Source organism: Albimonas marina, assembly GCF_029223255.1.
In the GTDB taxonomy this organism is placed as follows: domain Bacteria; phylum Pseudomonadota; class Alphaproteobacteria; order Rhodobacterales; family Rhodobacteraceae; genus Albimonas.
Map to the genome: position 1 here is coordinate 113,713 of NZ_JARHUC010000009.1, position 21,337 is coordinate 135,049.

Genomic DNA, 21,337 nt, shown 5'->3' on the forward strand with positions numbered 1-21,337 from the left:
TCTTTACGGCATCAGCGAGAGACGGCTCCGGAGAACAGGCGCTGCCGGGGGCGCATGGGGCCCGGCGCCTGGGGCGGGCGTCGCGACGGGGCGGCGACGGTCGGGGGGGAGTTCGCCACGGGCGCGGACGCCGGGATGCGCCGCGGGCGCGACGGGGGCCAGGGGCGCGGCGGTCGACGCGGCGCCTTGCGCAACGGCAAGGCGCCGCGGGAGGGGTCAGCGCATCACGAACGGATTGCCGGGAGGGGCGTCGGAGGTGGAGATCCAGACGGCCTTGGTCTCGAGATACTCCTTCACCGCCTCGATGCCGCTCTCGCGGCCGAGGCCGGAGTGCTTCATGCCGCCGAAGGGCATCATGTAGCTGATCGCGCGGTAGGTGTTGATCCACACCGTCCCCGCCTTCAGGGCCTTGGCCATGCGGTGCGCGCGGGCGATGTCGCGGGTCCAGACGCCGGCGGCGAGGCCGTAGATCACGTCGTTGCCGATCTTCACCGCCTCCGCCTCGTCGTCGAAGCCGATGATCGAGAGGACCGGGCCGAACACCTCCTCCTGCGCGATGCGCATGTCGTTGGTGACGTCGGCGAAGATCGTGGGCTCGACGAACCATTTGCCGGCCGAGGAGGCGCAGCCGCCCGCCAGCAGCGTCGCGCCCTCGCCCTTCGCGATCTCGATGTAGTCGAGGATCTTGGCGTGCTGGGGCGGCGTGGTGACCGGGCCGATGTTGGTGTCGGCCGCCATCGGGTCGCCGATCTTGGCGGAGCGCGCCATCTCCACGAGCTTCGCCGTCACTTCCTCCTTGATCGAGTTCTGCACCAGCAGGCGGGAGCCCGCGATGCAGGTCTGCCCGGTGGCCGCGAAGATGCCCGAGACGGCGCCGGCGACGGCGGCGTCGATGTTCGCGTCCTCGAAGATGATGTTGGGCGACTTGCCGCCGAGCTCGAGGCTCACGCGCTTCATCGACTTCGCGGCCTGGGAATAGATCAGGCGGCCGGTCGCATCCGAGCCGGTGAAGGTGATCTTCGCCACGTCCGGGTGGTCGATCAGCGCCGCGCCGCATTCTGCGCCGAGGCCCGAGACCACGTTGAAGACGCCGTCGGGGAAGCCGGCCTCCTTGGTGAGCGCCGCGAATTCGAGGGTGGAGGCGGAGGCGAACTCGGAGGGCTTGATCACCACGGCGCAGCCCGCGGCGATGGCGGCGGCGCATTTCCAGGCGACGAAAAGGAGCGGCGAGTTCCAGGCGGTCAGGCAGCCCACCACGCCCACCGGCTCATGGTCGGTGAAGGCGAAATGGCCGGCCTTGTCGATGGGGACCACGCCGCCCTCGATCTTGTCGGCGAGGCCGCCGTAATAATACCACCACTCGGGGTGGTAGGTCAGCTGGCCCAGCATCTCGGACATCAGCTTGCCGTTGTCGCGGACCTCGACCTCGGCCAGGCGCTGGGCGTTGGCGGCGACGAGGTCGCCGAGCCGGCGCATCAGCTTGCCGCGGGCCGAGGGGGTCATGCTCGCCCAGGGGCCTTCGGTCATCGCGCGCTTCGCGGCGGTCACGGCGCGGTCGACGTCGGCGGCGGTGCCGCGCGGGATCTTCGCCCAGACCGCGTCGCGGTAGGGGTCGTGGCTGTCGAGCCATTCGCCCTCCGCCGGGTCGACATAGGCGCCGTCGATGAAGTGGCGATAGGTGACGAGGGCGCTCTGCGCCGGGGCGTGCTGGTTCATGGGGCTCCTCCTCGCGCTCCGTTGGCCGGAGTTCGGGGCGGAGCCTGCGACGGGCGGCCGGGGGATGCAAGCCGGGGCGGGCGGCCCGGGGCGGCCGGATCAGCGCAGGGGGTCGGTGCGGTGCAGGCGCACCTTCAGGCCGCCGTGGGGGATCGGCGGGCCGGGGGGCAGGAAGGGCAGGGCGGTGGCGCGGGCGAGCTCGGCCTCCGAGGTGACCAGGCCCACGCGCCAGCCCTGGAAGCGCTCGACCAGCACGCGGCCCAGCGCGGCATGCAGGCCCCGCAGCGGGCCCTTGTCGCCGATGCGCGCCCCGTAGGGCGGGTTCACGATCACCAGGCCGGGCGGCCCCTCGGGCGGCGCCAGCTCGGAGATCGCCTGGCGGCGGAAGTCGGTCCAGGGCGCGAGGCCCGCGCGCTCGGCGTTGCCGGCCGCCCCGCGGATGGCGCCGTCGTCGCGGTCGTAGCCGTGGAAGCGGCGGGCGGGCGCCGGGGCGGGATCGGGCGCGGCGGCGGCCTTCATCGCGGCCCAGGCCTCGGCGTCGAAGCTCGCCAGACGCTCGAAGGCGAAGGGGCGGGAGCGGCCGGGGGCGAGGCCGGCGGCGATCTCGGCCGCCTCGAGCACGAAGGTGCCCGAGCCGCACATCGGGTCGACCAGCGGCAGCGAAGGGTCGAAGCCGCACTCGTGCAGGAACAGGGCCGCCAGCGTCTCGCGCATCGGGGCCTTGCCCACGAAGCTCTTGTGGCCGCGCCGATGCAGGGGCTCGCCCGAGGCGTCGAGGCTGAGGGTGACGAGGTCGTTCTCGATGCGCGCGAGGATGCGCAGCGGCGGCTCGGTGGGGGCGTCCGCCTCCACCTCGGCGCCCTGCGCGTCGCGCGCGCCGGCCTGTCCGCCGTGGCCGCCGGCGAAGGCGGCGGGGGCGCCGAGCTCCTCCTCGATGGCGCGGGCGATGCGCTGGGCGGCGGCGCCGGCGTGGTAGATGCGCGACTTGCGGCAGGTGGCCTCGACCTTGACCGGGACGTCAGGGCGAAGGATCGTGGCCCAGTCGAGCTTGCGCGCCCGCTTGTCGAGCTGGGCGAGGTGCATTGCGCGGAACGAGGCGAAGCGCACCAGCACCCGCGAGGCGCCGCGCAGGACGAGGTTGGCGCGCCAGGCCTCGGGCCAGGGACCCTCGGTCTGCACGCCGCCGGGGACGGCGCGGGGCCGGGCGAAGCCGGCGGCGCGGGCCTCGGCCAGCAGCGCGGGCTCGAGGCCCGGGGTGGCGGCGAGGAAGATCTCGAGCGGGTCTGCGGCGGGGGCGGGGGCGTTCATCCCGCTCCCCTAGCGCGAAGCGCGGGCGCGGGCGAGTCCCCGTGCGCGCGAAGCCGCCGAAGTAGGCGACCGACGGAGGCGACGCGCCGGGCGCCCCGGCGCGTCCGCTGCGCGGCCGCGACCGCCCCGCCCGGCGTCCCCGCCGGGGCGGCGGGCGCGCCCTGCGCGGCGCCACGGTCTCGCCGCGAGCCGGCCGCGGGGTCGCCCTTGCGCGGGGCCAGCTTCCCCATGCGTCCGCTCCCTCCGGGTCGGGCGCGCCGTTCCCTCTGCGTCCGCCCCCGTCGGGGGCGGACGCGCGCCGTTCGTCGTCCCGCCGCCGCAGAGCCTTCGCCGCCCGCCCCGCCCTTTGATCCGCAGCCGAACCCCCGAGCGTCATGCCCCAGGACCTTCCGACCCTGTCGCGACCCGCCCACGCCCTGCACGACCCCGCCGCCCGGCGGCTGGCGCTGGCGCTGGAAAGCGCGGTGGGCGCTCCGTTCAGCCACGGGGCGCGCATCGACGTGCTGCGCAACGGGACCGAGATCTTCCCCGCGATGCTGGAGGCCATCGCCTCGGCCCGGCGGCGGATCGAATTCCTGACCTTCGTCTACTGGACCGGAGAGATCGCCGACCGCTTCGCCGAGGCGCTGGCCGCCCGCGCGCGGGAGGGGATCGAGGTGCTGGTGGTGCTCGACGGCTTCGGCGCGCGCCCCATGGACCGCGGCCACCTGAAGATGATGGAGGACGCCGGCGTCCAGGTGCGCTGGTTCCGCCCGCTGCACACGATCCGCATCTGGCGCAGCTCCCACCGCACGCATCGCAAGGTGCTGATCATCGACGGGCGCGTGGGCTTCGCGGGCGGCGTGGGCATCGCCTCGGAATGGGAGGGCGACGCCGAGGCGCCGGAGCACTGGCGCGACACCCATTTCCGCATCCGCGGCCCGGCGGTCGCCGGCCTGCGCGCGGCCTTCTACGAGGACTGGATGGAGGCGGGCGGCGACCTGCAGCCGCTGTTCTCGGTCGCGCCGACCCCCTCTCGCGCGCGCCCCGGCGTGGACGCGGCCGGGGGCGCGCTGGTGCAGGTGGTGCCGGCGGGCGCCTCGGTCGGGCTGAACTCGATCGCGCGGCTGCACAACGCGCTGATCCACCTCGCGCGGCGGCGCCTGCGGATCTGCACGCCCTATTTCTCCCCCGACGAGACCATGGCCGACCTGCTGATCGCCGCCGCCCGCCGCGGCGTGGAGGTCGAGGTGATGATGCCCGGCCCGATCATCGACAAGCGCCTGTCGGAGCTGGCGGGCTCGGAGTTCTGGTCGGACCTGATGCGCGCGGGCGTCAGCCTGCTGCGCTTCCAGCCCACCATGCTGCACGCCAAGCTGATCACGGTGGACGGGCGGCTGGCCTCGATCGGCTCGGCGAACTTCAACCAGCGCTCGCGGCTGAAGGATCACGAGCTGTCGCTGAACCTGCTGGACCCGAACCTGACCGCCCGCCTCGACGGCCATTTCGACGAGGACCGCGAGCGCTGCGTGCCGGTCGAGATCGGGCGCTGGCGGCGCCGCTCGCTCCTGCGCCGGGCGGCCGAGAAGGTGGCGGCGCCGCTGCGCACCGAGACCTGAGCGGCGCCCGGGCGGGGGAGCCGCCGGGACGCCCGAAACGGAAAACGCCCCGCGGGATGTCCCGCGGGGCGTCGAATTCTCTCGATCGCGCCGGCGATCAGGCCAGGGCGGCCTTGGCCTTGGCGACGATGGCGGCGAAGGCCTCGGGCTCGCGGATGGCGAGGTCCGAGAGCACCTTGCGGTCCACCTCGATGCCCGACTTGGTCAGGCCGTTGATGAAGCGCGAGTAGGTCAGGTCGGCATCCACCGCGCGGACGCCGGCGTTGATGCGCTGGATCCACAGGGCGCGGAACGTGCGCTTCCGGCGCTTGCGGTCGCGGGTGGCGTATTCCTGCGCCTTGTCCAGCGACTGCGTCGCGATGCGGAAGACGTTCTTCCGGCGACCGGAGTGGCCCTTGACCGCATCGAGGACCTTCTTGTGGCGGGCGTGGGCGGTGACGCCGCGTTTCACTCGGGACATTCGTCAGGCCTCCTCAGCGCGCGTAGGGCAGGTAGAGCTTCACGATCTTCGCATCCGCATCGGACAGCACCGTGGTGCCGCGCGCATTGCGGATGAACTTGTTCGTGCGCTTGATCATGCCGTGGCGCTTGCCGGCCTGGGCGGCGACGACCTTGCCCGAACCGCTCACCTTGAAGCGTTTCTTGGCCGAGGCCTTGGTCTTCATCTTGGGCATTTTCGGCTCCTCGAAAGGGGCGCCCGCGGCCCGGGCGATCCCGGCGCAGGCTGTTCTGGAAGGACGCGGCAGCCCGTACCGGCCGGCCCTCCCGTCTCAGGAGCGCGGGCTATGGGGCAAGCGGCGGCGGGAGTCAAGCGGGCGGCGTGCGCCGCGGGCTTGCCGCTCGGGGCGCCGAATGGCATCGTTCGTGGAAACAATGGCTTCCCGATGACGATCCGCATCCTCACCAGCGCGGCCAACAGAGAGACCCCGAACGCCGAGCTGTTCCGGGACGCCCTGCTCGCGAGCGAGCCGCGCCTGTCGCATCCCGACGTCGTCGCCGACATCGTGTGCAGCGTGCCGCTGCCGGGCCGCCAGCTGGACCTGGTGCTGCTGTACCACGATCCGCGCCCGGAGGCGCTGCGGCTGAGGACGTCCGCCGGCGCGCCGATCCACTCCTTCGTGATGGTGGTGGAGGTGAAGGGCCACTCCCCCGACCGGGTCCGGTTCGAGGGCGCCTCGGTCCTCGTGCGCTACGGCGAGGGCTGGCACGACGCGACCGACCAGTGCGACGCGCAGACCTGGGCCTTCAAGAGCTGGCAGGAAACCGCCTACCGCGGGACCCATCGCCGCCGCCCGACCTTCGTGCAGCGCGCGATCTGGCTGGCCCGCGCCCCGCGCGCGGCCTTCGACGGGACGCCCGCGGCGAGCGGGGTGCCGGTGCATTTCGCGGACCTGACCTGGGCCGACCTGACCGCCGGCCTGGTCCTGAACCGCGGCGAGGTCCGCACGCTGGTCGACCATCCCGACCATCCCGAATACCACGGCGTCGAGACGCTGCGGGCGCAGCTGACCCGCTCGGTCCGGCCGACCCGCCTGGACCTGCGCCGGATGAACGCCGTCACCCAGACGCGCTTCGACGCCGAGCGGACGCAGTACATCCGGAACCTCGGCTCGGGCCTGCTGCTGCTGCGGGGGCGGGCGGGGACGGGCAAGACCTTCTCGCTGATGCAGGTGGCGCTGCATCTGGCGCGGCGGGGGGAGCGGACGCTGGTCGCCACCTTCAACCACGGCCTGATCGCCGACATGAACCGCGCCCTGCGCCTGATCCGCGAAAGCGAGCCGGAACTGGCGCCGCTGCCGAAGCTCGCCACCCGCTATGCGATGATCCAGACGCTGTTCGTGCAGACCTTCGGCGCCAAGGCCGAAGACGACATCCGCCGCATCGCCTCGATCGAGGAGCGCGAGGCCCAGCGCATCGAGGCGCTGCTGGCCCATGACGGCCCGCTGGAGCCTCCGGCGGACTTCCTGTTCGTGGACGAGGGGCAGGACTGGTCCGAACGCCAGCGCGATCTCGTCTACAAGATCTTCGGGCCCGAGCGGGTGGTGGTGGCCGACGGGGTGGACCAGTTCGTGGGCGCCGACCGCTGCGACTGGGACCGGGGCGACGTGCCGATCAACCGCCGGCACCGCCTGCGCGCCTCGCGCCGCACCAAGGGCGCCACCTGCCGGACCGTCGCCGAGATCGCGAAGGAGCTGAAGCTGGACGATTGGGACCTGGAGCCCGATCCCGACAGCCACGGCGGACGCTTCACCGTGCTGGTCGAGCCCGATCCCGCCCGCGCCGTCGCGCGGACGCTGGCCCTGCTGGACCGCGACCGGGAGTCGGACCCCACCCTGAAGGCGGTGGACAACCTGGTCTGCCTGCCTTCGCCGGCCATGGCGGGCGGGGTGAACTTCCCCGTCCTCTTCGACCGCGAGATCGAGGCCGGAGCGCGCGACAGCTGGCGGGGCTTCGACTCCCGCGACCGCCGGGTCTACCCCGAGCGCGACGGGCAGCTGCGCGCGGTGCAGTACCAGTCCTGCCGGGGGATGGAGGGGTGGACGACGATCTGCCTCGGCCTCGACCGGTTCTTCGACTTCCAGACCGCGCACCCGCGCATCGACGACCGCGCGCTCGAGGCTTCGGTCCGGGAATCGGAGGGCTTCCTGTTCGCGCGGGAGCTGTTCGAGGCGAAGCTCGCCGAGGAGGCGCGGCGCTTCGCGATCAACTGGCTGATGATCCCGCTCACCCGCAGCGTCGATCACCTGGTCGTGCACCTGGCGGACGCGGAGTCGGAGCTGGGCCTGATCCTCGCCCGGGTCGAGGCGCGCGTCCCCGGTTCCATCGACTGGATCGGCCCGCGCCCCGCCGACCTCGCGCCGCCCGTTCCCGCGGGGCCCATCGAACTGCTGGACGAGGAGCCGCCGGCCGTTGCGGCGCCGGCGCCTGGTCGGCCCCCGCCGGGTCCGAAAGTCCCGGCGCCTCCCGCGTCGCCGCCGCCCGAGGTCGCGCAGACCGCCGCGCCGGCGAGCGGTCGGCGGGGCCTGTTCGGTCTCTGGCGGCGATGAGGGGCGCGGACGGCGCCGCGGACGCCTGACCTGAAACGCAGAAGAGCCCGCGCGGATCCTCCGCGCGGGCTCGGTCTTCAGCGGGGCAGGGGCGCCGTCACTCCGGTTCGCCCTCGTAGATCAGGCGCTCGTCCACCGGGGCGACGCGCAGGATGTTGGTGGTGCCGGCGGTGTTGAAGGGGATGCCGGCGACGACCACGATGCGGTCCTGCTCGGTGGCGAAGCCGTTCTCGCGCGCGGCGCGGGCGGCGGAGACCACGGCCAGTTTGAAGCGCTCGACCTCGTGGGTGAGGATGCAGTGCATGCCCCACACCAGCGCCATGCGCCGGGCCGACTTGGTCGAGGGCGTCAGAGCCAGGATCGGCACCCGCGGACGCTCGCGCGCCACCAGCTGGGCGGTGGTGCCGCCGTGGGTGAAGCAGCAGATCGCCTTGATGTCCGTTGTCTCGGCCACCTCGCGGGCGGCCGCGGCGATGGCGTCGGCGACGCGGGCGCGGGCCTTGGGGCGCAGGGCCTCCATCCGCTCGCGGAAGTGGGGGTCGCGCTCCACCTCCTCGGCGACGGCGTTCATGGTCGCGACCGCCTCCACCGGATAGTCGCCGGCGGCGCTCTCGGCCGAGAGCATCACCGCGTCGGCGCCGTCGTAGATGGCGGTGGCGACGTCCGAGACCTCGGCCCGGGTCGGGACGGGGGCGTTGATCATGCTCTCCAGCATCTGGGTCGCCACGATCACCGGCTTGCCCGCGTGCTGGGCGGTGGTGATCAGGCGGCGCTGGATGACGGGGACCTTGTGGACCGGCATCTCGACCCCGAGATCCCCGCGCGCGACCATGATCCCGTCGGCCTCGGCGAGGATCGAGTCGATGTCGTCCACCGCCGCCGGCTTCTCGATCTTCGCCAGGACCGCGGCGCGGCCGGCGGCCAGGCGCTGGCCCTCGGCCACGTCGTCGGCGCGCTGCACGAAGCTCATCGCCAGCCAGTCGACGCCCAGGTTGCAGACGAACTCCAGGTCGTCCTTGTCCTTGGCGGTCAGGGCGGGGATCGGCAGCACCACGTCGGGCACGTTCACGCCCTTGCGGTCGGAGATGGTGCCCCCGACCTCGACGATCGTGTCGGCCGATGTCTCGTCGCAGCTCTCGACCCGCAGGCGGATCTGGCCGTCGTTGATCAGCAGGCGCGAGCCCGGCTTGATCGCCTTGAAGATCTCGGGGTGGGGCAGGAAGGCGCGCTCGGCGTCGCCCAGCTCCTTGCCCAGCTCGATGCGGTATTTCTGGTCGTCCTGCAGCTCGGCCTTGCCGTCCTTGAAGCGGGAGACGCGGAGCTTGGGGCCCTGCAGGTCGGCGAGGATGCCGATGGGGCGGCCGGTCTGGTGCTCGATCTCGCGGATGATGCGGTGGCGGGCGGCGATCTCGTCCTGGCTGCCATGGGACATGTTCAGGCGGAACACGTCCGCGCCGGCCTCGACCAGCGCGCGGATCATGGCGCGGTCGGAGGAGGCGGGGCCCAGCGTGGCGACGATCTTGACGTTGCGGAGGCGGCGCATTCGGTATCCCATCGCGGCGGCTTCGGGGGGGCGTCTTCCGGCGGATCCGGAGGGCGCGGAAGGATCGGGGCCCCTCCTATAGACCCGGCGTGGACGAATGTCGCCGGGGCGGCTGGGCGAAATCGACGCATACCGGCCGGCGGCAGGTGAATTCTCGGGCGGCGTCGAGGGGACCGAAGCAGGAATCGTGCCGTTGGGGAAGGGGCTTCGCGACCCCCGGCCGTTCCGGGCGACGGGCCGGGCCGGACGCGCCGCCGCGCGCGCCCGGCGCCGGGCGCGTCCGGCGTCCCGCGAAGCCATGGCATGGAGCGGAAGCCCGCAGGCCGGGATGACGTTGCGGCCGCGCGCCGCGCCCCGGAGGGCCGCGCCGGGGCGCCCTTGACCTTCGTGTCCCCACCGTCTCTGATCGCAATGCAATATCGCCGAAGCAAACGAGGCAGGGGACGGACCGTGTTCAACGAGATGTCCGGATCGGACGGCAAACTTCGCGACCCCTATGCGGATGTCGCGGAATGGCTCGAGACCACGGGGGTCGAGCTTCTGCATCGACGCTCGGAGGAGGCGGAGGCGATCTTCCGCCGGATCGGCATCACCTTCGCGGTGTATGGAGAGGGCGGCGACCCCGAGCGGCTGATCCCCTTCGATCTGATCCCGCGGGTGTTCTCGGCCGCCGAATGGCGCCGGCTCGACCGCGGCATCCGCCAGCGGGCGCGCGCCCTGAACGCCTTCCTCTACGACGTCTACCACCGCGGCGAAATCCTGCGCGCCGGCGTGGTGCCCGCGCAGCTGGTCTACCGCAACAAGGCCTTCCTGCCCGAGATGATGGGGGTCGAGCCGCCGGGCAAGGTCTACTCCCACATCGTGGGCATCGACATCGTGCGCACCGGGCCGAAGAGCTTCCAGGTTCTCGAGGACAACTGCCGCACGCCGTCGGGCGTCTCCTACATGCTGGAGAACCGGGAGATCATGATGCGCATGTTCCCCGAACTGTTCGACGGCGGCCAGGTCGAGCCGGTGGACGACTACCCCGACGAGCTGCGCAAGACGCTGGAGGAGGTCGCGCCGCCGGCCTGCAAGGGCGATCCCAACTGCGTGGTGCTGACGCCGGGGCCGCTGAACTCGGCCTATTACGAGCATTCCTTCCTCGCCGACCTGATGGGCGTCGAGCTGGTGGAGCCGCAGGACCTGTTCGTCGACGACGGCAAGGTCTGGATGCGCACCACCCGCGGTCCGACCCGGGTGGACGTGATCTACCGGCGGATCGACGACGACTACCTCGACCCGCTGTCGTTCCGCCCGGACTCGCTGCTGGGCGTGCCGGGGATCTTCGACGCCTATCGCGCAGGCGGCGTGACGCTTTGTTCGGCGCCGGGCGCGGGCGTCGCGGACGACAAGGCGGTCTACACCTTCGTCCCCGACATGATCCGCTTCTACCTCAACGAGACCCCGATCCTCGAGAACGTGCCCACCTGGCGCTGCGCGGAGCCCGACAGCTGCAAGTACGTGCTCGAGCATCTGGACGAGCTGGTGGTGAAGGAGGTCCACGGATCGGGCGGCTACGGCATGCTGATCGGGCCCAAGGCCACCAAGGAGGAGCGCGAGGCCTATGCCGAGCGCATCAAGGCCGACCCGTCGGACTTCATCGCCCAGCCGACGCTGGACCTCTCGGCCACGCCGACGCTGGCGCCGGGCGGGGTCTCGCCCCGCCACGTCGACTTCCGGCCCTACTGCCTGGTGGGCCAGCAGATGCGGCTGGTGCCCGGCGGGCTGACCCGGGTCGCGCTGCGCGAGGGCTCGCTGGTGGTCAACTCCTCCCAGGGCGGCGGGGTCAAGGACACCTGGGTGCTGAGCGAATGACCGACGCCGGAACGCGCGCCGAGACGCGGGAGGGAGCTCCGAAATGCTGAGCCGGACGGCCGAAAACCTCTACTGGATGTCGCGCTACATCGAGCGGGCCGAATCCGTCGCCCGCCTGATGGAGATGGGCCAGCGCATGGCCATGCTGCCCGGCGCGGGCGAGCGGGACGAATGGCGATCCGTCGTCGCCTCCTGCGGCTGCGGGGACCTGTTCGGACCGGGGGAGCGGATCTCGGAGGTGCAGGCCGCCCGCGCGCTGGTGCTGGACGCCGAGAATCCCAACTCGATCCGCTCCTGCCTCGCGCAGGCGCGCGCCAACGCCAAGGCGGTGCGCACCGCCCTGACGCGGGAGATGTGGGAGTCGCTCAACGACGGCTGGCGGCGGCTGGAGGGGGTGGACGACTCCGCCGCCTCGCTCCGCCGCGAGCTGCCGGAGCTGCTGGACTGGACCAAGCGGCGGGCGAACCTGCTGCGCGGCGCGGCCCAGACCTCGATGCTGCGCAACGAGGGCTGGGACTTCATGCGCATCGGCGGCTGCATCGAGCGCGCCGACATGACGCTGCGCCTGCTGGACGTGAAGTATTTCGTGCTGCTGCCCGAGACCGACGTGGTCGGCGGCGGGCGGGATCACCACCAGTGGACCTCGGTGCTGCACGCCACCTCGGCGACCCGCGCCTTCCACCACGTCTATCGCGGCGACTACGCGCCCTGGCAGATCTCGGACTTCCTGCTGCTGAACCGCAAGTTCCCGCGGTCGCTGCACTACTGCTATCGCCAGATCTCCTCCGGCCTGAACAGCCTGGAGCGGGAGTACGAGGCGCGCCACGACTGCCACGACACCGCCGAGGCCATGCTGCGGCGGCTGGAGAGCGTCCGCATGGGCGAGGTCTTCCAGCACGGCCTGCACGAGTTCGTCGGCGACGCCATGCGCGCGACCGCCCGCCTGTCGGGCGAGATCAGCCGCGCCTACCATTTCTGAAGGGAGAGGGCGCATGCGCCTGAGCATCCGTCACAAGACGGTCTACGCCTTCGAGCCCGCCGCCCTGAAGCTCGCGCTTCGCCTGCGGCTGTGGCCGTCGGAGTTCGAGGGGCAGACGGTCGTCTCCTGGAAGGTGACCGTCAACGGCGAGGAGGCGACGCCGCTTCTGACCGACGATTTCGGCGACGCCATCGGGCAGTGGCATTCGCGCGAGCCGCTCGAGGGCGTCGAGATCCTGGCCGAGGGCGTGGTCGAGACCCAGGAGGTCGCGGGCGTGGTCCGCGGCCTGGGCCGCCAGCGCGCCGCCGGCGTGTTCCTGCGCGAGACCGAGCTGACCGAGCCCGACGACGCGATCTGCGAGCTGGCCGCCGAGGCCGCCGCGACCGCGGGCGACGAGGGCACGCTCGCCACCCTGCACGCGCTGAGCGCGGCGGTGCGCGAGGCCGTCGACTACAAGCCCGGCGCGACCGCCGCCGACACCACCGCGGCGCGCGCGCTGGCGATGGGCGCAGGCGTCTGCCAGGACCATGCCCACGTCTTCATCGCCGCCGCCCGCAGCCTGGGCATCCCCGCGCGCTACGTCTCGGGCTACCTGCTCGCGACCGAGGAGTTCGCGGGCGCGGACGAGCGGGGCGAGATCCACGAGACCCACGCCTGGGCCGAGGCCTTCGTCGAGGGCTTCGGCTGGGTCGGCTTCGACGCCGCCAACCAGGTCTGCCCGACCGAGCGCTACGTGCGCCTGGTGGCGGGGCTGGACGCGCGCGAGGCCGCGCCGATGCGCGGCTCGATCACCGGCCAGGTCGAGGAGACGCTGGAGGCCGAGGTCCGCATCACCGCCGGCGCCGCGCAGTCCCAGCAGCAGTGACGCCGCCGCCCCCGCGCCCGGCCGCGGCGCGTGACAGCGCGGGGGAACTCGTCTAAGCGGCGCGCGTCGCGGGGTCTGCCGCGACGGCGGGCGGGACCGGGGAGAATCGGGCGGATGACCTATTGCGTGGGGCTGCGGCTGGACGCCGGGCTGGTGATGCTGTCGGACACGCGCACCAACGCCGGCCTCGACAACATCTCCCGCTTCGGAAAAATGTTCACCTGGGAGCGGCCGGGCGAGCGGGCGTTGTGCCTGATGACCGCCGGCAACCTCTCGATCACCCAGGGCGTCGTCACCGCGCTGAACGAGGCCTGCGCCAAGGCCGAGGCCGGCGAGGACATCGAGTGCCTGCTCACCTGCTCGACCATGTTCCGCGCCGCCCAGCTGGTCGGCGACGCGATGGCCGCCCAGCAGAAGCGCTATCGCGAGCAGCTCGAGGAATCCGGCGCACGCTCGGGGGCGACGATGATCCTGGGCGGGCAGCGGGCGGGCGGCCGCTCGCGCCTGTTCCTGATCTACGATGCGGGCAACTTCATCGAGGCGACCGAGGACACCGCCTTCTTCCAGATCGGCGAGCACAAGTACGGCAAGCCGATCCTGGACCGGGTGATCACGCCCGACACGCCGATCTCGGCCGCGCTGAAGGCGGCGTTCGTGTCGATGGATTCGACCCTGCGCTCCAACCTCTCGGTCGGGATGCCGCTCGACCTCGCGGTTCTGCCCGCGGGGGAGCTGCGCTTCTCGGTCCGCCGGCGGATGGAGCAGGACGACGCCGAGTTCGCCAAGGTTTCGGGCGCCTGGTCCGATTCCCTGAAGGCCGCGTTCAGCAGCGTGCCCGAGATTTCCCTTTGAATTCGACGTCTTGATGAACGTTGACTTAACATCAATTGAACAAATGAACGTGCAAACGTCGCTCGGATACGATTCAGGCGGCATTGTTTCCGAATCGGCCCTGCGCAAGAGGTGCGTCAACGATTAACCACGCAAACTCTTGCTGACGGGACGAAAGAAGCTAATATGAATGTCGGTCGGCGACTCCACGTCGTGTTCATGAATCGTTTCATGGACGCAACGAAATCGCCGAACCGGTTCGAGGGTCCGGTCCACCAGTGCGTAGGCGATCGGCGTTTCCTCGGGGCGGGTAAAGCGTAAGCGTTGTCCGGGAGGACATCATGAGTGTGTTCAAGCGCATCCGCGCGCTGTTGCGGGATCGAGAGGGATCGACCACGGTCGAATTCGCCCTCTGGCTTCCGATCTTCTTCATGATCTTCGGCGTCGCCACCGACGCCGCTCTCCTGATGCATCGCCAGACGCAGCTGATCGACATGGCGCGAACCGCTTCGCGACAGGTCTCCCTCGGCATGGCCACCCAGGCGCAGGCGGAAGCCTTCGTCATGAGCCACTTCGCCCCGGACAGCGCCGGCGCGGCGACGGTCTCGATCGCCGACGGCTACGTCAACGCGTCGATCACCATGCCGTTCAGCGAAGTCGTCATCTTCAGCTTCTTCCTGACCGGCGACAGCTCGCTGAATGCATCGATCACCATGGTGAACGAGGCTTCGGCGAGCGCAAGCAGCTGAGGGCCGGCGCATGACCCGGCCCGCGCTCCTCCCCCTGGCGAGCTGCGCGAGGCGCCTCGTCAAGGACGAAGACGGATCGGCCTCGGTCTGGTCGATCTTCTGGATGACGATGATGATGATCGTTTCCGGCTTCACGCTCGACGTCTCCAACGCCTACCGGATCCGCGCGCTGCTGCAGGCCACCGCCGACGCCTCGGCCCTGGCCGCGGTGCGCGAGCTGCCCGACGCGGACGCGGCGCGCACCGCCGCGATCTCGCTCAGCCAGGTGAACATGCCGCTCGCGGACAACGGCAACGTGATGCTGCCGGGCATGGTCGTCGTGGGCGCGTGGGACGCGGAGTCCAACAGCTTCCAGCCGGGCGCCGAGCCCTATGACGCGGTGAAGGTCTACGCCGCGCGCGGCAACGGCGCGGGCCTCGACGTGCCCACCTTCCTGATGGGGCTGGTGGGGCGCAACGACTGGCAGATCGCGGCCTCCTCCACCGCGCGGGTGCGCTCGGGCGTGAGCGGCGGGGTCAAGAACCTGTGCCCCGGCGCGATCATCCTCTCGACCCAGGACGTCCAGATGGGCGGCAACAACACGCTGACCGACGGCGTGTGCGTGCATGGCGAGACCGAGGTGAAGTTCGGCGGCTCGTCCTACTTCACCGCGGACGTGCGGATCTCCTCGTTCTACCCGGACAACATCTACATCGGCGACGTCGACACCGACAGCCCGGCCGGCGAGGCTGAGGTGAAGGTCACCGATCCGGTGCACATCGACCCGGTGATCCTGCCGGTTCTGAACACGATGTTCGACGACCTGTGGGCGGAGCTCTACGACTCCGGCGTCACCACCTACTCGGGCGACCTGCTGCCCGACTTCGTCAAGGACCCGGCGACGGGCGCGGCGAAGGTCGTGCGGGTGAACCAGTGGTGGTGGACCGTGCAGCCGGGCGATTTCGAGCCCTACACCATCTATGTCGTCAACCACGGCATGCAGATGGCCGGCAAGGTGGACGCCCAGAACATCGCGGTGATCGCCAAGGGCCAGATCGGCATGGGCGGCGGGCCGCGGCTCTACTTCAACGACGTCTTCTTCTTCGGCGAAGGGACGCTGAACTTCTCGGGCTCCGCCTCCTATGGCGAGCCGGACCACTACTGCGACGACGGGCAGTTCGACGTCTACATGTTCTCGAAGAACCGGATCTCGCTGGGCGGGTCGAGCCCGGGCGACTGGACTTACGGCTACCTGGGCGCGGCGCCGCAGTTCCACCCCGGCGGGTCGTTCAAGGCCGCGGGCGGGATCTACGTCGAGGCGGCCTCGAGCGTCCAGGTCGGCGGCAACGCGCAGATCGCGGGCTGCGGCACGGCGCTCGACGCCTACATCCCGATCGTCCACATCAATGAGGAAGAGACGATCGTGGTCGGCGGCGCGCTGGTTCAGTAAAGCCGACCGGCCCGCGGCGGCGGGCGGCCCTCGTCGCCCGCTGCGCGGACGTCTCGCCCCGCCCCGCCGCCCCGTCCCGAATTTCCGGTCGCAGCCGGCGCCGCGTCCCTCCGTAAGGGGGGACGCGGTCTTCGTTTCAGCCTCGTCGTGTCAGGCGGCGGGGCGCGTCGCGCGGGACGGCCGCTTCAGCGCTTCAGCAGGGCGGTCAGCTCGGGCGTCTGGGGCCGGCCGCTCAGGCGCTGCTCGTAGACATGCACGCCCTCCATGACCCGCTGGACGTAGTTGCGGGTCTCGTCGAAGGGGATGGTCTCGATCCAGTCGACCATGTCCAGGCGCCCGCCGCGCGGGTCGCCGAACTGGGCGATCCACTGGCGCACCCGGTTCGGCCCGGCGTTGTAGCCCGCCGCCGCCAGCGGCCAGGAACCGAACTCGTCGATCAGGCCCGCGAGGTAGTCGGTGCCCAGCCGCGCGTTGTAGCGCCAGTCGGCGGTCAGCCGGCCGAGGTCGTAGCCGATGCCCAGCCGCCCCGCCACCAGCTTCGCCGTGCCCGGCATCAGCTGCATCAGCCCGCGCGCGCCGGCGTGGGAGATCGCCTCGGGGTTCATCTCGCTTTCCTGCCGCGCGATGGCGAGCGCGAGCGCCGGCGGCACGCGGCCCGACGCCTCGGCGAGGTCGACCACCGGGTAGTAGGGCGTCGGCAGCACGATGCCGCCGTTGGCGGCCATCTTGGCGGCGCGCACCGCGACCTCGGGCCGGTCGAGCTCCAGCGCCAGGTGGGCGATGGCGGCCTGGTCGCGGGGGTTCGTGGCCTCGGCCGCGGCGTTGGTCAGCAGCCAGTGGCTGCGCCCGCGGTCCCCGGCCCAGTGCAGCAGCACGCCCGCGCGGACCTGGTTGCTCTCGATCGCGGCGGCGCTGCGCCAGTCGGTAGGGGCGTCGACGCCGGTCAGGGAGCCGTCGGGCCCCGCGCCCACGCGCTCGGCCGCGAGCTGGCCGTAGAAGCTGGTCTGCCAGCGCGCGCCTTCCAGGTAGGCCTTCTTCGCGCCCGAGGAATCCCCCGCCGCCTCCCGCGCGCGGCCCATCCAGTACCAGCCGCGCCCGAGGCTGATGGGCGTGTCCACCGTCTCGATGAAGCGGGCGAAATGCGCCTGGGCGGCGGCGGAATCGTTCAGCCAGCGCAGCGCGATCCAGCCCGACAGCCACTCCAGCTCGCTGTAGTCGTAGCCGTCCGACGGGCTGAGGTGGTGCTGCGCGGCCAGCACGTAGGCCTGCCGGTAGCGCCCGGCGCGCTGATCCGCACGCACCATGTCGATGCGCTCGTCCGCCCAGGCCGAGGGGCGGCCCAGGGCGGCGGCCGAGGTCGAGCGTTCGCGCATCATCTGCTCGGCGCTGTCGCGCAGGCCGTGCTTCTCGCGCCAGCGGAACCGCTCGTACGCAAGCCCGGCGTCGCCGGCGAGCGCCGAGGGCACGCGCGCCACCAGCGTGTCGACGCCCGCGTCGCCCCGGCGAAGCGAGATCCGGGCGCGGGCCAGCGCCTGGTGGGCGGCGTCGACGCGGCCGAGCATCCGCTCCGCCTCGCCGGTCAGGCCGCGCCACAGCAGCATGTCCAGCCGCTCGACGTGATGGGGGGCGAGCACGCCGCCCCACTTGGCGCTCAGGCGCGCCTCCTGGTCCGGGGTCAGCGACAGCTGGGTCCAGGCGCGCACGACGGTGGCGCGGGCCGCGTCGGTGCGCCCTTCCGAAAGCTGCGCATCGGCCAGCGCCAGCGCGCCGGCGCCGGTCAGCGGCGCGGTTTGCGCGAAGAAGGCCGCGACCTCCGCGGGGCGGAGGTTGGGGGGCATCTTCTCTTCCGCATCGCGGCGGATGCGGTCGGTCTGGGGCCAGTCGGGGTTGCGCGCCAGGAAGTCCCGCGCGTCGAAGAAGCCGCCCTCGCCCGCCGCCAGCCAGCGCCAGCGGACGTAGTCGACGGCCGCCGGATCGCGCATCGCGTCCGCGTACTGGAAGGCCGAGGCCCATTCGTCGGCGCGCACCGCCTCGGCCACCGGCGCGAAGCGGGCGCCTTCGGAGCGGGAGGGGAACGCCGCCGCGGGCAGGGCGGTGGAGCTGAGCAGCAGCGCCGTCGCCAGGAGAATCCCGGCGGGTCGGCGGAAACGCCGAAGGGGGGTCATCGCAACGCCTTTCGCCTCTGGCCGCCGGTCTTCGCCGGCTGACCTGTTCGGCGGTCACCATAACACGAGCGCGAGCCGCGGCGAATGGTGACTTGGGCCGCGCAACGGCCGTGCAGGGGCGGACCGATCACGATTTCGCAGGGTGACGCGCGCGTTTCCGCGCCGCGGAAGTCGCCTTCGCGGCGCGGTCGGCCGCCCTACCAGCCCGGCCCGGCGGAGGCGCCGCCGTCCACGGTCAGCACCGTCCCCGTCACGAAGCGGGCCGCGTCCGACAGCAGGAACAGGGCGGCGTCCGCGACCTCCTCGGCCGCCGCGGGCCGGCCGAGCGGCGCGGCGGCGCGCCAGCGGGCGAGGCCCTCGGACCACTGCGCCTCCAGCCCCGGCCGGTCGATCAGGCCGGGGGCGAGCGCGTTGACCCGCGTGGGCGCAAGCTCCAGCGCCGCGGCCTTCGCCAGCATCTCCAGCCCGGCCTTGGAGCTCGCGTAGGCCAGATGCCCCGGCGCCGGCCGCGTCCCCTCGATCGAGGAGATCAGGAGCGCCGCGCGCCGCGCAGGCTCGGGGCCCGTCTGGGCGGCGAAGGCGGCGAGCAGGGCGCGGGCGGCGTCGAGGTTCACCGCCATCACCTCCCGCCACGCCGCGGCGTCGGCCATCGGCGCGAGGTCCTGGCGCGCCGCCGCGTGGACCAGCAGGTCGAGCGGTCCGGCGCCCCCGACCAGCGTGGGGATGCGCTCGAGGTCGCGCAGGTCCGCCCGGACCGCGCGCGCGGCGCGCCCCTCGTCGCGCAGCCGCGCGGCCAGCGCCTCGGCCGAGGAGGCGTTGGCATGGGCCTGAAGGATCACCTCCGCCCCCGCCTCCGCCAACCGCCGGGCCAGCGCCGCCCCCAGCCCGCCCGAGGCGCCGGTGACCAGCGCCCGGCGACCGGAGAGGTCGAGCAGGGCGGCGACGGGCGGGGGCGCGGCATCGGTCATCGGGGCTCTCCGGTCGGGGCTGGGGGCGAGGAACGTCTCCGGTGCGCCGGCGCGTCGGCCGGCGGGGTCAGGTCAGGCGGGGCTCAGGGCAGGTCGGGGGCCAGCGCCTCGACCAGGCGGGCGATGCGCGCGCCGGCATGGGCGGCGTTCTCCAGCACCTCCTCGATCGTGTCGGGCTGCTGCTCGGGGCCGCCGTCGGCGGCGTTGGTGATGGCGGAAAGGCCGAGAACCTTCATCCCGGCATGGTTCGCCGCGATCACCTCCAGCACCGTCGACATGCCCACCGCGTCCCCGCCCGAGGCGCGCAGCCAGCGCCGCTCGGCCGAGGTCTCGAGGCTGGGGCCGCTGATGCCGGCGTAGATGCCGGCGGGCAGCTCCTCGCCGATCTTCATCGCCACGTCGCGGGCGAGTTCGCGCAGCTCCGGCGCGTAGGCGCGGCTCATGTCCGGGAAGCGGGGGCCGAGCGCGTCGTCGTTGGCGCCGATCAGCGGGTTCTGCCCGGTCAGGTTCAGGTGATCCTCGATCAGCATCGGCACGCCGGGCTTCAGCGCGGGGTTCAGCGCGCCGGCGGCGTTGGTGACCACCAGCGTCTTCGCGCCCATCCTCGCCATCAGCCACACGGGCAGGGCCACGTCCTGCGCGCTCCACCCCTCGTAGAGATGCACGCGCCCCTGCATCAGCACCGCGCGCCGGCCGAACAGCCGCCCGATCACGAAGCGCCCGGCATGGCTGGGCGCGGTCGAGACGGGGAAGCCGGGGATCTCGGCGTAGGGGAGGAAGCTCGGGTCCTCCACCGCCTCGGCCAGCTGGCCGAGGCCGGAGCCGAGGATCATCGCGATCTCGGGCGCCGGGCCGATGCGCGGGGCGACCGCCTCGAGCGCGGCGGCGCGGCGGGGGGCGAGGGGCGGGACGGCGGGCTGGGGCGTGGTCATGCGATCGAGGCCTTGATGGCGGGGACGAGGGCGCGCACGGCGTCGAGGGTCTGCGCCATGTCGAAGACCACCAGCTCGCGGTCGCGCACGCGCCAGTCGCCGTCGACGAAGACGTGGCGCACGTCGGCGCGGCCGGCGGAATAGACCGCGTGGGTCATCGCGTCGAACATCGGCACCGCGTGGGGCTTCGAGACGTCGAGCACCTGGAAATCCGCGGCCTTGCCCACTTCTAGAGAGCCGGTCAGGGCCCCGATCCCGAGCGCCTTCGCGCCGTTGATCGTGGCCATCTCCAGCGCCTGCCGGGTGGTCACCGCGTCGGCCCGGCCCGAGGCCGCCTTGTGCAGCACCGCGGCCAGCCTCAGCGCCAGCCACATGTCGATGTCGTTGCCCGAGATCGCCCCGTCGGTGCCCAGCGTCACATGGATCCCCCGCTCCAGCATCTCCGGCACCCGCGCGAAGCCCGAGGCCAGCTTGAGGTTCGAGACCGGGTTGTGCGCCACCACCGCCCCGGTGCGGGCGAGAATGTCCAGCTCCTCGTCGTCGCAATGCACGCAATGGGCCAGCACGGTGCGCGGATCGAGGATGCCGAGCGCATCCATGTGCCTCACGACCGAGGTCCCGTAGCTCTCCTTCACCGTCGCCTGCTCGACCGTCGTCTCGGCGCAGTGGACCGAGAACAGGGCCCCGTGGTCGTCGGCCATCTTCTTGGCGAGCTTCAGGTTCTCCGGCCCCACGGTGTAGGCGCCATGGGGGAAGGTCCCGGGCAGCAGGCGGTCGGTGCGGGGATGCTCGGCGAAGAAGGCCTCGGCGTCGCCCGGCCGATCGTCGGCCGTCTTCCCGTCCATCCCCGGAAAATCGAAGAACAGCCCGCCGGTCGAGACGCGCAGCCCCAGCTCGGCGCCCGCGGCGGCGGAGCTTTCGGGGTGCCAGAACATGTCCATGACCGAGGTGCAGCCCGACAGCAGCAGCTCGGCATAGCCCAGCCGCGCGCCGATCCGGCAGGTCTCGGCGTTCAGGATCGCGCCCTCGGCCTTCCAGACGGTCTGGAGCCAGGGCTCCAGCGGCAGGTTCTCGACCAGGCCGCGGAACAGGCTGTCGGCGGCGTGGCAGTGGGTGTTGACCAGGCCCGGCATCACCAGCCCGCCCTGGGCGTCGATCACCTCCTGCGCGCGGTCGGGGACCTCTCCGATCGCCTCGATTCGGCCGCCCGAGACGGCGATCCCCCCCTCGACGACGCTTCCCGCGGCATCCGCGGTCAGGATCACGGCGTTGCGGACGATCAGGTCGGTCATGGGCCCTCCGGCGGCTCTGCGGCGGGGCGGAGGGTAGGGGGAAAGCCGCGGGTTGGAA

17 protein-coding genes are annotated in these 21,337 nt (G+C 72.3%); 8 read left to right on the forward strand and 9 right to left on the reverse strand.

The features are described from left to right. Positions 1 to 216: 216 nt before the first annotated feature. The gene (locus tag P2H44_RS21730) at positions 217 to 1,716 is read right to left on the reverse strand and encodes an aldehyde dehydrogenase (protein ID WP_275767042.1); all 1,500 of its coding nucleotides are present in this window, start codon (positions 1,714 to 1,716) and stop codon (positions 217 to 219) included. 99 nt (positions 1,717 to 1,815) lie between these two features. Continuing rightward, positions 1,816 to 3,024, reverse strand: a complete 1,209-nt coding sequence (locus P2H44_RS21735; RefSeq protein ID WP_275767044.1) for a THUMP domain-containing class I SAM-dependent RNA methyltransferase — start codon at positions 3,022 to 3,024, stop codon at positions 1,816 to 1,818. 374 nt (positions 3,025 to 3,398) lie between these two features. Between P2H44_RS21735 and P2H44_RS21740 the strand changes: the two genes are divergently transcribed. After that, positions 3,399 to 4,622 carry a phospholipase D-like domain-containing protein gene (locus P2H44_RS21740; protein ID WP_275767045.1) on the forward strand — a complete coding sequence of 408 codons (1,224 nt, stop codon included), beginning with the start codon at positions 3,399 to 3,401 and terminating at the stop codon, positions 4,620 to 4,622. 97 nt (positions 4,623 to 4,719) lie between these two features. Here P2H44_RS21740 and rplT read toward each other — a convergent pair whose 3' ends face one another. Both rplT and rpmI read right to left on the reverse strand, forming a co-directional pair. After that, a complete protein-coding gene (rplT, locus tag P2H44_RS21745; RefSeq protein WP_275767046.1) occupies positions 4,720 to 5,082 on the reverse strand; it encodes a 50S ribosomal protein L20 in 363 nt (120 codons plus the stop codon). Positions 5,083 to 5,095: 13 nt separating this feature from the next. Then, complete coding sequence (rpmI, locus tag P2H44_RS21750; protein ID WP_275767047.1) at positions 5,096 to 5,296, reverse strand: 50S ribosomal protein L35; 201 nt, start codon at positions 5,294 to 5,296, stop codon at positions 5,096 to 5,098. A 210-nt stretch (positions 5,297 to 5,506) separates the two neighbouring features. Between rpmI and P2H44_RS21755 the strand changes: the two genes are divergently transcribed. After that, positions 5,507 to 7,669 carry a DEAD/DEAH box helicase gene (locus P2H44_RS21755; protein ID WP_275767049.1) on the forward strand — a complete coding sequence of 721 codons (2,163 nt, stop codon included), beginning with the start codon at positions 5,507 to 5,509 and terminating at the stop codon, positions 7,667 to 7,669. A 97-nt stretch (positions 7,670 to 7,766) separates the two neighbouring features. On the opposite strand, the gene pyk is transcribed toward P2H44_RS21755, so the two are convergent. Beyond that, positions 7,767 to 9,212, reverse strand: a complete 1,446-nt coding sequence (gene pyk, locus P2H44_RS21760) for a pyruvate kinase (protein ID WP_275767051.1) — start codon at positions 9,210 to 9,212, stop codon at positions 7,767 to 7,769. A 450-nt stretch (positions 9,213 to 9,662) separates the two neighbouring features. Here pyk and P2H44_RS21765 point away from each other — a divergent pair, with 450 nt between their 5' ends. The 6 genes from P2H44_RS21765 (at position 9,663) to P2H44_RS21790 (ending at position 15,922) form a co-directional block, all read left to right on the forward strand. Beyond that, positions 9,663 to 11,069: a circularly permuted type 2 ATP-grasp protein gene (locus P2H44_RS21765; RefSeq protein WP_462976314.1), complete on the forward strand. Its 1,407-nt coding sequence runs from the start codon at positions 9,663 to 9,665 to the stop codon at positions 11,067 to 11,069. 43 nt (positions 11,070 to 11,112) lie between these two features. Next, positions 11,113 to 12,048, forward strand: coding sequence for an alpha-E domain-containing protein (locus tag P2H44_RS21770; protein ID WP_275767055.1), 936 nt, complete (start codon positions 11,113 to 11,115; stop codon positions 12,046 to 12,048). 13 nt (positions 12,049 to 12,061) lie between these two features. Continuing rightward, complete coding sequence (locus P2H44_RS21775) at positions 12,062 to 12,913, forward strand: transglutaminase family protein (RefSeq protein ID WP_275767057.1); 852 nt, start codon at positions 12,062 to 12,064, stop codon at positions 12,911 to 12,913. A 114-nt stretch (positions 12,914 to 13,027) separates the two neighbouring features. After that, positions 13,028 to 13,765 (forward strand): peptidase, encoded by a 738-nt coding sequence (locus tag P2H44_RS21780; protein WP_275767059.1) that lies wholly within the window; start codon positions 13,028 to 13,030, stop codon positions 13,763 to 13,765. Between the two features lie 320 nt (positions 13,766 to 14,085). Next, positions 14,086 to 14,493, forward strand: coding sequence for a TadE/TadG family type IV pilus assembly protein (locus P2H44_RS21785; RefSeq protein WP_275767060.1), 408 nt, complete (start codon positions 14,086 to 14,088; stop codon positions 14,491 to 14,493). A gap of 10 nt (positions 14,494 to 14,503) precedes the next feature. Then, the gene (locus P2H44_RS21790; protein WP_275767061.1) at positions 14,504 to 15,922 is read left to right on the forward strand and encodes a pilus assembly protein TadG-related protein; all 1,419 of its coding nucleotides are present in this window, start codon (positions 14,504 to 14,506) and stop codon (positions 15,920 to 15,922) included. A 185-nt stretch (positions 15,923 to 16,107) separates the two neighbouring features. On the opposite strand, the gene P2H44_RS21795 is transcribed toward P2H44_RS21790, so the two are convergent. The 4 genes from P2H44_RS21795 to P2H44_RS21810 form a co-directional block, all read right to left on the reverse strand. Continuing rightward, positions 16,108 to 18,087: a lytic transglycosylase domain-containing protein gene (locus tag P2H44_RS21795; RefSeq protein ID WP_275767062.1), complete on the reverse strand. Its 1,980-nt coding sequence runs from the start codon at positions 18,085 to 18,087 to the stop codon at positions 16,108 to 16,110. Positions 18,088 to 18,284: 197 nt separating this feature from the next. Further along, positions 18,285 to 19,055, reverse strand: coding sequence for an SDR family NAD(P)-dependent oxidoreductase (locus tag P2H44_RS21800; protein ID WP_275767063.1), 771 nt, complete (start codon positions 19,053 to 19,055; stop codon positions 18,285 to 18,287). A gap of 83 nt (positions 19,056 to 19,138) precedes the next feature. Then, positions 19,139 to 19,987, reverse strand: a complete 849-nt coding sequence (locus tag P2H44_RS21805; protein ID WP_275767065.1) for a purine-nucleoside phosphorylase — start codon at positions 19,985 to 19,987, stop codon at positions 19,139 to 19,141. Then, entirely contained in the window at positions 19,984 to 21,279 is a 1,296-nt protein-coding gene (locus tag P2H44_RS21810; protein ID WP_275767066.1) for an amidohydrolase, read from the reverse strand. Before P2H44_RS21810 ends, P2H44_RS21805 begins: the two co-directional genes overlap by 4 nt. Positions 21,280 to 21,337 lie beyond the last annotated feature (58 nt).

Excerpts from the sequence above, each read along its gene's own strand:
- P2H44_RS21755 (WP_275767049.1), top strand. The coding sequence starts at position 5,507 with ATGACGATCCGCATCCTCACCAGCGCGGCCAACAGAGAGACCCCGAAC.
- P2H44_RS21805 (WP_275767065.1), bottom strand. The coding sequence starts at position 19,987 with ATGACCACGCCCCAGCCCGCCGTCCCGCCCCTCGCCCCCCGCCGCGCC.
- P2H44_RS21790 (WP_275767061.1), top strand. The coding sequence starts at position 14,504 with ATGACCCGGCCCGCGCTCCTCCCCCTGGCGAGCTGCGCGAGGCGCCTC.
- P2H44_RS21740 (WP_275767045.1), top strand. The coding sequence starts at position 3,399 with ATGCCCCAGGACCTTCCGACCCTGTCGCGACCCGCCCACGCCCTGCAC.
- P2H44_RS21785 (WP_275767060.1), top strand. The coding sequence starts at position 14,086 with ATGAGTGTGTTCAAGCGCATCCGCGCGCTGTTGCGGGATCGAGAGGGA.
- rpmI (WP_275767047.1), bottom strand. The coding sequence starts at position 5,296 with ATGCCCAAGATGAAGACCAAGGCCTCGGCCAAGAAACGCTTCAAGGTG.
- P2H44_RS21735 (WP_275767044.1), bottom strand. The coding sequence starts at position 3,024 with ATGAACGCCCCCGCCCCCGCCGCAGACCCGCTCGAGATCTTCCTCGCC.
- P2H44_RS21730 (WP_275767042.1), bottom strand. The coding sequence starts at position 1,716 with ATGAACCAGCACGCCCCGGCGCAGAGCGCCCTCGTCACCTATCGCCAC.
- P2H44_RS21780 (WP_275767059.1), top strand. The coding sequence starts at position 13,028 with ATGACCTATTGCGTGGGGCTGCGGCTGGACGCCGGGCTGGTGATGCTG.
- P2H44_RS21810 (WP_275767066.1), bottom strand. The coding sequence starts at position 21,279 with ATGACCGACCTGATCGTCCGCAACGCCGTGATCCTGACCGCGGATGCC.
- pyk (WP_275767051.1), bottom strand. The coding sequence starts at position 9,212 with ATGCGCCGCCTCCGCAACGTCAAGATCGTCGCCACGCTGGGCCCCGCC.
- P2H44_RS21795 (WP_275767062.1), bottom strand. The coding sequence starts at position 18,087 with ATGACCCCCCTTCGGCGTTTCCGCCGACCCGCCGGGATTCTCCTGGCG.
- P2H44_RS21800 (WP_275767063.1), bottom strand. The coding sequence starts at position 19,055 with ATGACCGATGCCGCGCCCCCGCCCGTCGCCGCCCTGCTCGACCTCTCC.
- P2H44_RS21775 (WP_275767057.1), top strand. The coding sequence starts at position 12,062 with ATGCGCCTGAGCATCCGTCACAAGACGGTCTACGCCTTCGAGCCCGCC.
- P2H44_RS21770 (WP_275767055.1), top strand. The coding sequence starts at position 11,113 with ATGCTGAGCCGGACGGCCGAAAACCTCTACTGGATGTCGCGCTACATC.
- rplT (WP_275767046.1), bottom strand. The coding sequence starts at position 5,082 with ATGTCCCGAGTGAAACGCGGCGTCACCGCCCACGCCCGCCACAAGAAG.